This is a genomic window from Chromohalobacter sp. 296-RDG, from assembly GCF_029889885.1.
In the GTDB taxonomy this organism is placed as follows: Bacteria; Pseudomonadota; Gammaproteobacteria; order Pseudomonadales; family Halomonadaceae; genus Chromohalobacter.
Map to the genome: position 1 here is coordinate 15026 of NZ_JARANY010000015.1, position 15413 is coordinate 30438.

The following is a 15413-nucleotide window of genomic DNA, read 5'->3' on the forward strand; positions in this document are numbered from 1 at the left end:
TGAGACGCTGCGCCTTTAGCCCGAATGTCATATGTCAGACAAGCTATGAGGCGGTGAGACAATGGCAAGCACTCAGCAAAGTCACAGCCTGATCGAACGGTCGCGAAATGTGGCCAACCGCGTACTGGCGGTTCTGCTACTGACCATTTTCGCGCTTCTCGTAGCAGTGGTCGCACTGCAGGTCTCGAGCCGCTACTTCACCGGCTCCCCGACGATCGTCACCGATGAGATGGCCCGCTTTCTCCTGATCTGGCTCGGCCTACTGGGAGCGGCCTATGCGTCCGGCGCCTCGCACCATCTAGCGATCGACTTTCTGCCCGAGCATCTCCCACCTAGGATACGTCGCTGGCTCAAGATCGCCCTTCAACTGATCATCCTTGTCTTCGCCGGCTACGTGATGCTGTACGGCGGTGCCGAGCTGGCCGGCCAGACCTTCGCCAGCGGCCAAACCACGCCGATGCTCGGCGTCAGCATGGGCTGGATCTATCTGGCGCTACCGCTGGCCGGCGTGTTCATCGCCCTCTTCTCCCTGCTCGACATCGCCACGCTCGCACGCACGCCCCGGCCGGCGGGAGACGACGCATGACCCTAATCGATAGCGCCATTCTGTTCGGCACCTTCTTCATACTTCTCGCCCTGGGCCTACCGATCATCTTCGCCATCGGTGTCGCCTCACTCGTATCGATCGCCACCAGCTTTGCCCTGCACGACGCCGCGCTCATCGTCTCCCAGCGCATGCTGAGCGGGCTCGACAGCTTCACACTGCTGGCGATCGCATTCTTCATACTCGCGGGCGCCCTGATGAACCGCGGCGGTATCGCCATCCGCCTGATCGATCTAGCCCGACTGCTAGTCGGTCGCCTGCCGGGTAGCCTCGCCCACTGCAACGTGGTGGCGAACATGATGTTCGGCGCCATCTCCGGCTCCGCCGTCGCCTCCTGCGCGGCAGTGGGTAGCGTGATGAATCCGCTACAGAAACAGGAAGGCTACGATCCCGGCTACGCTGCCGCGGTCAATATCGCCTCGAGCCCGGCAGGGCTTCTGATTCCGCCGAGTTCGACCTTCATCGTCTACTCGCTGGTCTCCGGCGGCACCTCCATAGCCGCACTGTTTCTCGCCGGCTACCTGCCGGGTCTGATAATGGGCCTCGGACTGATGCTGGTCGCCGGCGTCATCGCCAAGCGTAGGGGCTACCGGGCGGACGTCGCCGAGCGGGCACCGATCCTTCCCACACTGCTCCACGCTCTACCCTCGATTCTGCTGATGGTGATCGTCATCGGCGGTATCGTCGCCGGTGTCTTCACCGCCACCGAGGCCTCGGCAATCGCGGTGATCTATACCTTGATTCTCACCATGGCGATCTATCGCACCATCAGCTTCAGGACGCTGCCGGCGATCGTGCTGGAAGCGGCGATGACCACCGCCATCGTACTGCCGCTGATCTCCGTCTCCGGGGCGATGTCGTGGGCAATGTCGCTGGAGAGCATTCCGCAGCAGATCTCGGATGCGCTGCTGTCGCTCTCCGACAACCCGCTGGTCATCCTGCTGCTGATCAACCTGATCCTGCTCGCCATCGGGATGTTCATGGACATCACCCCGGCGCTTTTGATCTTCACGCCGATCTTTCTGCCCATCGTCTCGAAGTTCGGCATGGACCCGGTTCACTTCGGCGTGCTGATAGCGTTCAATCTCTGTATCGGCATCTGTACGCCGCCAGTGGGCAGCGCGCTCTTCGTCGGTAGCTCCATCGCCGGCGTTTCGATCGGGCGGGTCGTGGTGCCGCTGGTGCCGATGTTCGTCGCGCTTTTCGCGATGCTGATGGCGATCACCTATCTGCCCCAGATCAGTCTCTTTCTCCCCAACCTGCTGCTGGGCGGCTAAGTCACCCGATAACCGAGGTCTGCATGCGTTTTCTCACCGACTGGTCGCTCAACGCGGTCGACAGCGACCGAATCGTGCTCGACGCAGGCGACCGCCAGGTCGTCATCTTTATCTTCGGCGAGTCGCTCTTTCGCGTTTTCGTGCATCGGCCCGACGCTCCGCGTCCCGGGCGCACCTGGTCGATCGATCCCGACGGCACGCTCCCCTGGGAGGGACGCGAGCGCCTCTCCGGCGAAGGTTTCATCCCGCCGGCCTGGACGTTAACCGAACACGACGACGGCGTCAGCGTGGAAACTACACGGCTCAAATTGCACGTCGCCCACCCGTTCAAGCTGACCTGGTCCGCGCGCGCCGAGGGCGACGACGCCTGGACCGCCCTCGCCGAGGACCGCGCCACCGGCGGCGTGGCAGTGGCGCGCCGCGGCCAGGGTGTCGAACACTATCTGCGGCGCTTCGATGACGAGCGCTACTACGGCCTCGGCGAGAAGAGCGGCAACCTGGAGCGCTCGGGGCGACGCTACGAGATGCGCACGCTCGACGCCATGGGCTATCGCGCCGAGTCCACCGACCCGCTCTACAAGCATGTGCCGTTCACTATCACGCGGCGCGACGACGGTTTCGCCTACGGCCTCTTCTACGACAACCTCGCCACCTCGCGGATCGATCTCGGCAACGAGCTCGACAACTACCACGCGCCCTATCGCGCGTTTCGCGCCGAGGATGGCGATCTCGATCTCTGGTTCCTCCTCGGCGAGCGGGTGCTCGACGTGGTCAAGTCGTTCACCGGTCTCACTGGCGGCGTCGCCTTCGGCCCGAAGTGGTCATTCGGCTACTCCGGCTCGACGATGCACTACACCGATGCCCCCAACGCTCAGGAGCGGCTCGGCGAATTCGTCGCTCTCTGTCGCGAGCACGACATCCCCTGCGACTCATTCCAGCTCTCCTCGGGCTACTCCTCCATCGGTGACAAGCGCTACGTCTTCACCTGGAACCGCGACAAGGTGCCGGACCCGGCGGCGATGGTGAAGACGTTCCGCGATGCCGGCATGCACCTGATCGCTAACATTAAGCCATGTCTGCTGGCCGATCACCCGACCTACGCCAAGGCGAACGAGAACCGGCTGTTCGTCACGGATTCCGACAGCGGTGAGGCGGAGACCTCGCCGTTCTGGGATGCCGCCGGCTCGCACCTGGACTTCACGCGTCAGGCGACGGTCGACTGGTGGAAACACAACGTCGACGACAAGCTGCTGTCGCTGGGGATCGACAGCACCTGGAACGACAACAACGAGTTCGAGATCGTCGATCGCGAGGCACGTCTCGACGGCTTCGGTGAGCCGCTGCCCGCCTCGGTAGCCAAGCCGGTGCTTTCGCTGTTGATGGTGCGCGCCTCCCAAGAGGCCCAGCTCGCGCATGCCCCCACACGGCGCCCGTTTTTGATCACCCGCTCCGGCGGACCGGGGCTGCAGCGCTACGCCCAGACCTGGTCCGGGGACAACCGCACCGAATGGCCAACGCTGCGCTACAACCAGCGCATGGGCCTGGGGCTTGCGCTGAGCGGCATTTCCAACGTCGGCCACGACGTCGGCGGTTTCGCCGGCCCGCGCCCCGATCCGGAGCTGTTCCTACGCTGGGTGCAGAACGGCGTGATGCACCCGCGCTTCACCATCCACTCCTGGAACGACGATGGCACCGTCAACGAGCCGTGGATGTATCCCGAAGTGCTTGATGGCGTGCGCGAGGCGATCCACCTGCGCTATCGGCTGCTGCCCTACCTCTACAGCGTGGCGTGGCGCGCGCATGTCGAACTCGAGCCGATGATCCGTCCCACCTTCCTCGACCACGAGAACGATCCGGCGACCTTCGCCGAGAACGACGAATTCCTACTCGGCGAAGAGCTTCTGGTGGCAACGGTAATGGAGCCGGGCGCTCGCACCCGGCGGCTGCATCTACCGGATAACGGCTGCGGCTGGTATACCTTCGAGGGCGGCGCCTGCCTGGAAGGTGGACGCGAGTTCGTTGTCGATGCCCCGCTCACACATCTGCCGCTGTTCGTGCGCGCCGGCGGGATCGTCGCCACCGCCGACCGCCTCGCTCATGTCAATGCGACCAGGGACGATATCCGCGCGCTGCGCGTCTATCCGTTCGACGCGAGCGGAACGCGTACCGTCACACTCTTCGACGACGACGGCGAGAGCATCCTCGGCGAAGGCGCGGGCACCCTCGTAACTCACGTGACCCTGACCTGCGACGCCGAATCGATTCGTCTCGACTGGCGTCACGAGGGAAGCTATCGCCCCGCTTACGACGGCTTTCGCGTCGAACTGCCGAACGGTGATACGCGATCGCTTTACGTCAACGGTGAGCGCACCGCTCCGGGGGAGTCTCGTCCGCTGTAGCTCGCCAGCCGTCCTGAGTAACACGCAACGTTGGAAAGGGATTAGAGGTGCCTATGCCGTTATCCATCAGCAGCGGCCTCATCGTGAACGGCGCTCGCTCACTAACGTGTGGCAAAAGATATCGGCAGCCTGCGGATTGTTGATCCCGCCTCTTATTTACGCCGCTCCACAATTCGCTGATTCGGACTACTCTCTTGTCCATATCATTGGCAGCGAGTCTAGGATTTTGCATCGGTATTTAATACCCCACACGACTAATATACAAGCAACAATCTACCGCAGCAAAAGCGATATTTATCGAAAATATTATTTATTGTAATTTTATGAAAAGAATATTAACTCACTGAACTCATTGAATTTAAAATTGTCTGGCTATACGAGGACATGACTTGCGTTTAATATAATCGTCGTAGATTATTTGACGTGCATGACGCTTCATCCTCCAAGATCATACGAGGACTTCTAACCATGCAGTTTGATGAACGCGCTTTCCTCGAGAATCAGGCCTGGGTCGACTCAATGCTAAGCTGGGATTCCAACTACTGTGATCGGCTACAAGCCAATCACTCCCCCGAAGTGTTCTGGATCGGCTGTTCCGGTAGTCGGGTTCCGGCCGAACAACTGTGCAACGCCTCACCGGGCGATCTGTTCGTGCATCGCAACGTCGGCCATCGAGGACCCAACGTTTCTGAGCGCGCTGGAATACGCCATTTCAGCTCTGGGGGTACGCTATATCATTGTCTGTGGCCATGAAGGCTGAATGGATGCCGCCTGCTCGGGCGAGCCGACCGGCCTGGCATATATCGATGCCTCTCTGAAGCCTGTCGTGGCGCACTACGAGATGATAGAGAACGAGCGAAGGCGCCCGACGGCGCCAGCCGAGCCGCCCAATGCCCCGCTAACGAATTTTCAAAGTTCCGGCGCCTGGTTCTGCCAAGCGCCCTAACGAGTTTTTTCATGTCCAGCAACGCTTCGTTTTTCAATACCCGGTACCTGGGGCGCGATATACGCGCCGGCGTGGTCGTATTCTTTGTCGCCATACCACTGTGTCTAGGCATCGCCATTGCCTCGGGCGCACCACCGCTGGCAGGCCTGATCACCGGCATGGTCGGGGGGCTTATCGTCGCCCTCGCCAGCGGCTCGCCGCTATCCGTGTCGGGGCCTGCCGCCGGCCTGACAGCCATCGTGCTCGGTATAATCGAGCAATACGGCTATGGTGGCCTACTTTATGCGACCGTACTCGCCGGCCTGATTCAGATCGGCCTCGGTTTTGCCCGCATGGGCATCATCGGCGCTTTCGTGCCTTCGGGCGTAATCAAGGGCATGCTGGCCGGTATTGGCCTGATCCTAATCGGCACCCAAGTACCGCTAGCCATCGGCCACGGGGCCGATACCGAGGCCGGCATCACCACGCCAGGACTGCTCGCCGATGGCTTCTCGCCAATAGCGCTAACCATCACGCTCGTCTGTCTGACGATTCTGGCGTTCTTCGAGACACCGCTGGCCAAGCGCTACCCGAAGCTAGCGATCATACCACCGCCACTGTTGGCGGTAATCGTCGGTGTGCTTATGAGCTTGGCCGTGCAGGCGTCTGGGACCGGATTCGCGTTGTCGCCCGAGCAGTACGTCAGCCTGCCCGATCTGGAAGGACCGGCCTCGCTGCTGGCTTCGCTGGAATCCCCGGATTTGAGCTATTGGCTGGCGCCGGGCATCTACCTATCGGCCATCACCATTGCACTGGTAGCCAGCCTCGAGACGCTGCTCAGCGTCGAGGCCGTCGACGAAATGGACCCGATGGGCCGCAAGTCATCGACGCATCGCGAGCTGTGTGCTCAGGGCATGGGCAATACGCTCTGTGGTCTGATCGGCGGCCTACCGATGACGGCGGTGGTCGTACGTAGCTCGGCCAACGTCCAGGCCGGCGGTCGGACCCCTCTGGCCAGCTTCGTGCACGGCCTACTGCTGCTGGTGTCGGTGGCGTTTCTAGCCTTCGCGCTGGAGACGATACCGCTGTCCGCACTGGCCGCGATCCTACTGTTCACCGGCTATAAACTGACCAAGCCGGCGCTGATCGCCGCGCAATATCGCGCGGGTTGGCAACGGTTCATTCCGTTCGTCGTGACTATCGTCGCGATCCTGGCCACCGATCTATTGATCGGCGTGCTGATGGGCATCGTGGTGGCGCTGTACTTCCTGATCCGGGCGCACTATCGCTCGGCCATGTCGATGACGACGCAGGGCGATTTCGCGCTGCTGCGTTTCAACAGCGAGGTCTCGTTCCTCAATCGCCAATCGCTGCGCCACTTCCTGTCGCGGGTACCGGACGACGGTCATCTCGTGATCGACGCCTCGGCCACTCAATTCATCGATCCAGACATCCGGGAGGATCTCACACATTTCATCGGTGGAGCCCCCAAGCGCGGCATCACGGTGGAACTGCGCGGCCTGGATCGTCATACGGCGACTTATACAGAGGCCCACAAGCGTCGAGCGGCCGAGCCCATATCGGCCCAAGATACCCACTGGGATGGCCATCAGGCCGAACCGAACTGATCACCGCGCTACCGGGGCCCTTGACGTGATGATCGCTCAGGGCTAGCGCGAAAGCGCCAAACTGTCTGGCAGCGGCTCCGGCGAACGCCCGACAGCGTGGCGCAACTATTGCCTGGTGTCTGCGGACCAGAGATACCGCCTTCCGTGTGAGGTGGACAACGGACATCAGGCATCCCAATACGGCGGCTCGCCTATCGCACCTTGCAACGTCTCTAGGAAAGCCGCCACCTTGGAGGAGCGCAGGCGGTTTTCCGGGAAGATGGCGTGGATGCCTTGAGGCGCCGGCTCACCGGACGCTTCCCACGCCGACAGAATCGGCACCAATCGCCCGACACTGAGTTCCTCGTGAATCAACCAGGTCGGAAACAGCACGATGCCCTGCCCCTGCAAGGCCGCTTCAAGCAGGCTTTCCGCGTTGTTGCTGCGCAAGTTGCCACGTACTTCCCTAATACGGTATTTACGCGCCCCCGAATCGCGGAAATACCACGGTTGCTTGCCGCGCGTGCCCTTGTAGATCAAACAGTTGTGCTCCGACAGTGCGTCTGGTGTCGCCGGCACTCCCCAGTGTTCGAGGTATTCCGGCGAGGCGCACACGACAAAATGCTGATTCGCCAGCCGCCGCGCGACAAGACTGGAGTCGTTAAGAGCGCCCACCCGCACCACGACATCGACACCTTCCTGCACCGGGTCGATGAAGGCATCGCTGAGTGTCAACTCTGTCTCGATATTGGGATACGCACGCTGGAAGTTCGCCAGTTGCGGCGCGATATGCCGCCGCCCGAACGCCACCGGCGCATTGATGCGTAGCAACCCTTGGGGGTGCGTCGCCTCACCCGCCGCCTGTTCCGTAGCGATATCCAGCGTATCCAGTATCTCTCGCACTTGTTGGTAATACCGCTCACCCACCTCCGTGAGCCGCACCGCGCGCGTGTGCCTATACAACAGCCGCTGGCCCAGCGCTTTCTCGAGCGCCGCGATATGCCGCGACACCGACGACGCCGGCAGCCCCTGCTGGCGCGCCGCCGTCGCGAAACTCTCCGTCGCTGCCACGCGTACGAACAAGCGCAATGCTACCAATGAAATCGAGTTGCTCATATTGCAATTCACTTATGCCAAATATCCCCATTGTAGCGATAAAAGCAACTCTTTATCGTCACCAGCCGTTCAAGGAGATCCGACCATGAAAACTATCGTTATATTATTAGCCGTACTGCTAGGTGGTATGGGCTTATCCATGGAAGCTGGCTTGCTCGGCCCCTTAGGAGAGGAAGTCGGTCACTTCTCGGCAACCCTGTCGATTTTTCTCGTCGGCGGGCTGTTATTGACTCTGGCATTGATTTTCAGCCGGTCCCGAATCGGCCAGCTCTTCCAGCAACCCCGTTGGCTACTGACCGGCGGCATTCTCGGTCCGGTGTACGTTGTCGTACTCACCATCGCTACGCCCATCGTGGGGGTCGGCACTACCATGATCGGCATTCTCAGCGGGCAGGTCGCTGCCAGCCTGGTCATCGATCATTTTGGCCTGCTGGGTAGCGAGCGCCGTGCCGTCGACGGGTACCGCATCCTCGCCCTGGCGTTGATCATCGCCGCTCTCTGGCTCATGCATTAAGGAGATTCCCATGCTACTGATAATCGTCTTTCTCGTGCTTCTCGTCGGCGGCGCGGCCCTCGCCGCGCAATCATCAATCAACGGGCGTCTCGGCGCCAATATCGGCGTGTTGGAAAGCGCCTGGCTGACTTTCGTCTCGGGAGCGCTGGTGACGTTCCTGCTGATGTTCTTCTTTGAGCCCGCACATAGCGAGACCCTGTTCACGGTACCCAAATGGCAATTGATGGGTGCTCTGTTCGGGGTGGTTTATATGCTCATCATCGTCTTCGCCGTTCCCCGCGTTGGCACCGCAGCCGCCACCGTCGCGACGATTTCCGGTCAGTTGCTGATGAGCGTGCTGATCGACAACTTCGGCTGGCTGGGCAACACCGCCATGCCGCTGGATGCCTCTCGGTATACGGCTCTGGCCATGCTCGCCGGCGCCCTGGTGCTGATTTATCTGAGCAATACGCGGCGGCGGCAGGTGACGGCTTCGACGGCGCCGGCCACAGAATGACACTCAGCGCAGCGGCTCAAGTAGCGCGTTGAGACCGTTGTGGTCGACCTCGTGCATCAGGGCGAGCAGCCGCCCGATTTCCCCCTGCGGGAAACCTTGTCGGGCAAACCAGGCCAGGTAGGGACCCGGAAGGTCAGCGATCAGCTGACCTTCGTATTTGCCGAAAGGCATCTTGCGGGTAGTGAGCTGTTGCAGGTCTTCGGGATTCATGTCGGGGCTTCTCGCGTAACGTCTCTAAGGAGTCATGCTAACGGACGCGGCAGTACACGTCGCCATGACGCGCATGCCATGCGTTTCATGCATACCCCCATTACCAAGTAGCGTTTGAGTGTTGCGCCCCGTGTGTCGGTAGAGTGGCAAGTCATGATATTAGCGCATGACGCCACACGATAACGACAAACGGAGACTGGGTGATGCAAACATCGCTACGACCCTTGGTTTTCTGGCCAACCTTCCTGGTGCTGCTGGCGGCGGTAATCGCCAGCTACGTCAATCTCGATGCCTTCCTGGCGACCACCAGCGCGCTCAACGATGCCATTCTGGATAACTTTGCGTGGCTCTTCAGCCTGGGCAGCCTGTACCTGCTGGTGTTGGCCGTCGTCGTTTATTTCTCGCCGCTGGGTAAATTGCGTATCGGCGGCGAGCAGGCAACGCCCATGCTGTCACGGCTGCGCTGGTTCTCGATCACCTTGTGCACCACTCTCGCCGTGGGCGTGTTGTTCTGGACCACCGCCGAGCCGCTTTATCACTTCATGGGGCCCCCCGAGTCGCTAGGTCTGGAAGCTGGCTCCAGCGATGCCATGCTGTTCGCGATGTCGACCATGTTTCTGCACTGGTCGTTCACGCCTTATGCCATTTATGCCGTGCCGGCACTGATCTTCGCGCTGGCGTTCTACAATCTGCGCCTGCGTTTCTCGATCTCGAGCATGCTGGAGCCCGTCTTCGGACCCAAGGTCAAGCGCTTCGGCGGCTTGATCGACGCCGTCTCGCTCTACGCACTGGTGGCCGGCATGGCCTCGTCGCTGGGCACCGGCGCGCTGACGCTGGCCGGCGGCGCGGGACAATATCTGGGCGGCGACGCCAGTCCGCTGCGCCTGGGCGTGGTCATCGCTCTGATCGTGGTGACGTTCGTGATCTCGGCGGCTAGCGGCTTGCAGAAAGGCATTGCGCGCCTCTCGTCGCTGAATGCCGTATTGCTCGCGATTCTCGGTATTTTCATCTTCGTGATAGGCCCGACGAGTTTCATGCTCTCGCTGGGCGTGGAGTCCTTCGGCGTCTATCTCGACGGCTTCTTCACCAAGAGCCTATTCACCGGGGCCGCCGGCGAGGATCAGTGGCCACAGTGGTGGTCGATCTTCTATTGGGCGGTATGGTTCGCCTGGGCACCCATGGCGGCCCTGTTCCTGGGCAAGATTTCACGCGGCTATACAGTGCGCGAGTTCCTCAGGGTCAACCTGTTCTATCCGGCCCTTTTCGCCTCCGTCTGGGTGATCATCTTCTCCGGCGCGGCGCTCTATTATCAGGCGCATACCGGCATCGACCTGCATGCCATTCTCAACGATCGCGGCGTGGAGAACGTGCTGTACGAGCTCTTCCGGCAAATGCCTTTCGCCGGCATCTGGATTCCCTTGCTGCTGTTCATCGCCTACATCTCTTACGTCACAGCGGCGGACTCGCAGACCGATGCCATCGGCAATCTGTGCACACGCGGCCTGACCGCCGACTCGGATCTCAATACCGGCGTGTCGATGAAAATCCTGTGGGGCGTCATCGTCGGCATCGTGTCCTGGGTCATGGTCAGTTTCGTGGGGATCGACGGCATCAAGATGCTCTCCAATCTCGGTGGCCTGCCCGCGCTGATCGTCGTACTGCTCGCCACGGGCTCGCTATGGCGCTGGTTGAAACATCCTGAGCGCCTCGCGACACCGCCTCACTCTTCTCACGCCTCCAAGGACGACACATGAACATCAAGCTCGACTTTCCACACCGCGTGCGCGAGATCGAGAATCAATGGATCGTGCTGGCCGATGGGACTCGGCTGGCAGCCCGCATCTGGCTGCCTGAGGACGCCGAATCGAAGCCCGTACCGGCGATCCTCGAGTACCTGCCCTACCGCAAACGCGACGGTACGGCGGTGCGCGACGAGCTAACCCATCCCTACTTCGCCGGTCACGGCTATGCCAGCATTCGCGTGGATATGCGCGGCAACGGTGAATCCGACGGCCTGATGGAGGATGAGTACGCCCCACAGGAGCAACGTGATGCGTTGGAAGTCATCGAATGGATCGCCGCGCAGCCCTGGTGCGATGGCAAGCTCGGCATGATGGGCATCTCCTGGGGTGGCTTCAATAGCCTGCAACTCGCCGCGCTGCGCCCCGAGCCACTCAAGGCGATCATCACGCTGTGCTCCACCGACGACCGCTACGCCGACGACATCCACTACAAGGGCGGCAACATGCTGCTGGAGAATCTCGGCTGGGCGGCGACCATGCTGAGCTTCTCCGCCGCCGTGCCAGATCCAGCGCTGGTCGGCGATCGGTGGCGCGAGATGTGGAAGCACCGCCTCGACAACATGCCGCTGCTGGCGGAAACCTGGCTCGAGCATCAGCATCGCGACGACTACTGGAAACACGGTTCGATCTGCGAGAACTATGACGATATCGAAGCGGCCGTCTACATGATCAGCGGCTGGGCCGATTCCTACATCGATACCATTCCGCGCATGATGGAGCATCTGTCGTGCCCTAAGAAGGCGCTGATCGGGCCCTGGATGCACAAATACCCGCACTTTGCGATCCCTGATCCGGCCATCGGCTTCCTGCAGGAGGCGCTGCGCTGGTGGGATTACTGGCTCAAGGACGTCGACACCGGAATCATGGACGAGCCGCCCTGCACCTTTTATCTGCAGGACGGCGTGCCGCCGGCGCCCAAGTATCTCGAGCGCCCCGGGAAGTGGGTGCGAACCTCCGCCTGGCCAGCGCCCAGCGACGAGATCGAGACGCAGCCCCTGGTGCTCGGCGATCACGGCCTCGGAACCAACGGCCGATTGAGCAACGATCGGCAAATCGCTTCGCCGCTGACCGCAGGCTCGCTGCAGGGCGAATACATCCCGCTGTGGTTCGGCGCCGACTTCCCGACCGATCAGCGCCGCGATGACGGCCTGTCATTGACCTTCGACTCCGCGCCCTACATCGAAGGCGTCGATATTCTCGGCCAGCCGACGCTTGCGGTATCGGTCACCAGCACCGAGGCATGCGGTCAACTGCACGTGCGCCTGTGCGATGTGGCCCCCAGCGGCGAAAGCGCGTTGATCACCTACGGCACGCTCAACCTCAACCTGCGTGACGATCCCGGCACGATCACGCCACCGGTGCCGGGCGAGCCAATGGACGTTCGCGTGCCGCTGGATCTGATCGGCTATCGCCTGCCCCCGGGACACCGCCTGCGCGTGGCGCTCTCCAGCGCCAGCTTCCCGCTGGTATGGTCGCCCCAAAAGCGCGCCGACCTGACCCTCCAATCGGGCATGCCGACGCTCGAGCTGCCATGCTCAAAAGCGGCTTACATCCCGATGCCGTTCGAAGCGCCTGAAAGTGCCGCGCCGTGTCGCGTCGAGACGCTACGCTCAGGGCAGCCCAAGCGTACCATCAGCGAGGACGTCGGCAGCGGTGAGGTCACCGTGACCGTCGAGGACGACATGGGCGACATTCGCTTCGAAGATCACGGTCTACGCGTCGAGCAGAAGGCCAAGGAGGTCTATACCAGCCATCCGACTGATGCCACACAGACGCGTGCTGATATCGAGTGGGTCTACCGTGCCAGCCGGGGCGAGGGTCAGAACGTCAACAACGATCAATTCGCGGTCGAGGTGGTGAGCCGTTATCACCTGCATTGCGACGCGCAGACCTTTTACCTCAACGCCGAGCAGATCGCCCATGAGGGCGAGACGTTGATCAGCGATAAACGATGGGAACGGAAGATTCCACGCACGGCCCTCTGACCGGCAGGTTGCATGTTATGCTCCGGGACCGAGAGAACTCGGTTCCGGATGCTTTCATGCCTACTCGCGATGCGCTTCCCCCCTTGTCTTGTCTGCGTGCCTTCGAGGCCGCCGCGCGACATGCCAGCTTCACGCAAGCCGGCAACGAGCTCAGCTTGACCCAGAGCGCCGTCAGCCGTCAGATCAAACGGCTCGAGGACGACCTGGGCCGACCGCTGTTCGAGCGTCATTACGAAGGCTTGCGCCTGACACCCGCCGGCGAGCATTACTTTCGCGTGGTGCAACGCCTTTTGCGTGATCTACGCGACGAAACGGCGCGCCTGCGTCGTCGTGGCGATGATCGCCAGTTGACGTTGGCGTCCAGCCCCACCATCGCCTCGATCTGGCTGGCGCGGCAGCTTCCCGACTTCCAGCGCGCCCATCCGCACATCGAAATCCGCATCCTGACCGTCGAGGACCCGCATCGCCTGGACCTTGCCGAGTTCGATCTGGGTATCTATTACCATGTGCCGCGTGAAGTCGATCCGCCCGGCCTTGGTGCCGAGGCGATCTTTTCCCACGAAGAGGTCGCCGCCGTATGCAGCCCGGCCTACCTGGCCCGTCATGGTGACATCCGCGATGCTGATGACCTGCTTGCGCGCCATACTCTGATGGTGGTGGAAGATCACTACCACGACTGGCTGACCTGGGAAAACTGGTATCAGGCGCAAGGGCTGAGATGGCATGCACCGGAACACAGCCTGCGTGCCAACAGCTTCCAATTGCTGATGAATGCCACCTTGGCCGGACAAGGCGTCACTCTGGGCTGGAAACGCCTGCTCGAGGCGGATCTGGCACAGCGCAACCTGGTCCAGGTACTACCCCATACGCTGCCCAGTCGGGGGGCTCTGTCACTGTTCACTCCGCAACATCGTCACCTGACCGAGCCCATGCGTGCATTTCGGGCCTGGGTCCTGAACACCGCTTGAGCAGTGCCTGCGGCTATACGCCTAAAGTGGCATGCCTGGATCATATCCGGTAAGCTGCACGCCCGCTGCCCGCCTACTCTGGCCCACTTCGCAGCCACCGAGACGATTTAATGAGCTTTACCTCCTTGGGGCTTTCCGCTCCGATTCTGGATGCCGTGGCCGAGCAAGGCTACGAGACACCCTCACCGATTCAAGCCAAAGCGATCCCCGCCGTTCTCGAGGGACGCGACGTGATGGCGGCCGCCCAGACAGGCACCGGCAAGACCGCCGGCTTCACGCTGCCGATCCTCCAACGCCTCTCTTCCGGCACGCGCGCGCCCGCCAAGCAGGTACGTGCACTGATTCTCACGCCGACCCGCGAGCTGGCCGCCCAGATCGGCGCCAATATCGAGGCATACGGCAAGCACTTGCCGCTACGCAGCGCCGTGGTCTTCGGCGGCGTGAAGGTCAACCCGCAAATCGCCAAGCTACGCGGTGGGGTCGATATCCTGGTAGCAACGCCGGGTCGACTGCTGGATCTATATAGCCAGAACGCCGTGAGCTTCGAGGCGCTGGAGGTGCTGGTGATGGACGAAGCCGATCGCATGCTCGACATGGGCTTCATTCACGATATCCGTCGCATCCTCAAGACACTGCCCGCCAAGCGTCAGAACCTGATGTTCTCGGCAACCTTCTCGCAGGAAATCCGTAGCCTCGCCAAAGGCATGGTCAACGACCCGGTGGAAATCTCGGTCACACCGCGCAACACCACCGCCGAGACGGTCACGCAGTGGATTCACCCGGTCGACAAGACACGCAAACCGGCGCTGCTCACGCACCTGATCCACGAGAATCAGTGGCAGCAAGTGCTGGTCTTCATGCGTACCAAGCATGGCGCCAACCGCCTGAGTCGCCAGCTCGAAGACGCCGGCATCGAGGCAGCGGCCATTCACGGCAACAAGAGCCAGAATGCGCGCACCAAAGCCCTCGACGGCTTCAAGAGCGGCGAGATTCGTGTGCTGGTGGCGACCGATATCGCCGCGCGTGGCCTCGATATCGACCAGCTTCCGCAAGTGGTCAATTTCGAGCTGCCCAATGTCGCCGAGGACTACGTCCACCGTATCGGACGTACCGGACGTGCCGGCGCCAGCGGCCAAGCGGTGTCGCTGGTCAGCCCCGAAGAGGGCAAGGAACTCGCAGGGATCGAGCGACTGATTCGCCAGCCACTGGAACGCCAAACCATCGCCGGCTTCGAACCCAGCGAAGCCCTCATCAGCGGCAAGGGTACCAGCCCACGCAGTGGCAATAGCGGCGGCGGGCAGCGCAACGGTAACGGACGCGACAATGCTCAACGTCGCGGTGGCAGCAACTCAAGCGGTAACGACTCACGCAACAGCAGCTCACGCAACGATAGTGCCTCACGCAATCGCAATGATGGCGGCGCAAACCGCCCGCGCCGTCGTCGCGGCGGACAGGGTCGCGGTAACGGCACCCAAGGCAAGGCATGAGCCACATTAGGTGTTGATACGAT

The 15413-nt window shown here is 61.8% G+C and carries 12 protein-coding genes; 10 read left to right on the plus strand and 2 right to left on the minus strand.

Annotated features, from left to right (window positions below; all coding sequences use genetic code 11):
• Window positions 1-61: 61 nt before the first annotated feature.
• The 4 genes from OP495_RS08025 to OP495_RS08040 all read left to right on the plus strand — a co-directional run bounded on the left by OP495_RS08025 (window position 62) and on the right by OP495_RS08040 (window position 6833).
• Window positions 62-586 (plus strand): TRAP transporter small permease, encoded by a 525-nt coding sequence (locus OP495_RS08025; RefSeq protein ID WP_280568444.1) that lies wholly within the window; start codon window positions 62-64, stop codon window positions 584-586.
• Complete coding sequence (locus tag OP495_RS08030) at window positions 583-1881, plus strand: TRAP transporter large permease (protein ID WP_280568446.1); 1299 nt, start codon at window positions 583-585, stop codon at window positions 1879-1881. Before OP495_RS08025 ends, OP495_RS08030 begins: the two co-directional genes overlap by 4 nt.
• Window positions 1882-1904: 23 nt before the next feature.
• Window positions 1905-4280 (plus strand): TIM-barrel domain-containing protein, encoded by a 2376-nt coding sequence (locus OP495_RS08035; RefSeq protein ID WP_280568449.1) that lies wholly within the window; start codon window positions 1905-1907, stop codon window positions 4278-4280.
• A 957-nt stretch (window positions 4281-5237) separates the two neighbouring features.
• Window positions 5238-6833 (plus strand): SulP family inorganic anion transporter, encoded by a 1596-nt coding sequence (locus tag OP495_RS08040; RefSeq protein ID WP_280562960.1) that lies wholly within the window; start codon window positions 5238-5240, stop codon window positions 6831-6833.
• Window positions 6834-6998: 165 nt separating this feature from the next.
• Here the strand turns inward: OP495_RS08040 and OP495_RS08045 are convergent, their stop codons facing one another.
• A complete protein-coding gene (locus tag OP495_RS08045; RefSeq protein ID WP_280562958.1) occupies window positions 6999-7928 on the minus strand; it encodes a LysR family transcriptional regulator in 930 nt (309 codons plus the stop codon).
• 85 nt (window positions 7929-8013) lie between these two features.
• Between OP495_RS08045 and OP495_RS08050 the strand changes: the two genes are divergently transcribed.
• Together OP495_RS08050 and OP495_RS08055 are read left to right on the plus strand one after the other, a co-directional pair.
• On the plus strand, window positions 8014-8442 hold the full coding sequence (locus OP495_RS08050) for a DMT family transporter (RefSeq protein ID WP_280562956.1): 429 nt from the start codon (window positions 8014-8016) through the stop codon (window positions 8440-8442).
• A gap of 10 nt (window positions 8443-8452) precedes the next feature.
• Window positions 8453-8938, plus strand: a complete 486-nt coding sequence (locus OP495_RS08055; RefSeq protein ID WP_280562955.1) for a DMT family transporter — start codon at window positions 8453-8455, stop codon at window positions 8936-8938.
• 3 nt (window positions 8939-8941) lie between these two features.
• Here OP495_RS08055 and OP495_RS08060 read toward each other — a convergent pair whose 3' ends face one another.
• Window positions 8942-9148, minus strand: coding sequence for a DUF3820 family protein (locus OP495_RS08060; protein ID WP_280562954.1), 207 nt, complete (start codon window positions 9146-9148; stop codon window positions 8942-8944).
• Between the two features lie 203 nt (window positions 9149-9351).
• Between OP495_RS08060 and OP495_RS08065 the strand changes: the two genes are divergently transcribed.
• From OP495_RS08065 to OP495_RS08080, 4 genes are all read left to right on the plus strand, one after another.
• On the plus strand, window positions 9352-10902 hold the full coding sequence (locus tag OP495_RS08065) for a BCCT family transporter (protein WP_280562952.1): 1551 nt from the start codon (window positions 9352-9354) through the stop codon (window positions 10900-10902).
• Window positions 10899-12935 carry a CocE/NonD family hydrolase gene (locus tag OP495_RS08070; RefSeq protein ID WP_280568451.1) on the plus strand — a complete coding sequence of 679 codons (2037 nt, stop codon included), beginning with the start codon at window positions 10899-10901 and terminating at the stop codon, window positions 12933-12935. Before OP495_RS08065 ends, OP495_RS08070 begins: the two co-directional genes overlap by 4 nt.
• Window positions 12936-12991: 56 nt before the next feature.
• Window positions 12992-13903: a LysR substrate-binding domain-containing protein gene (locus tag OP495_RS08075; protein ID WP_280568454.1), complete on the plus strand. Its 912-nt coding sequence runs from the start codon at window positions 12992-12994 to the stop codon at window positions 13901-13903.
• Window positions 13904-14013: 110 nt separating this feature from the next.
• Window positions 14014-15390, plus strand: a complete 1377-nt coding sequence (locus tag OP495_RS08080; protein WP_280568456.1) for a DEAD/DEAH box helicase — start codon at window positions 14014-14016, stop codon at window positions 15388-15390.
• The last annotated feature ends 23 nt before the right edge of the window (window positions 15391-15413 follow it).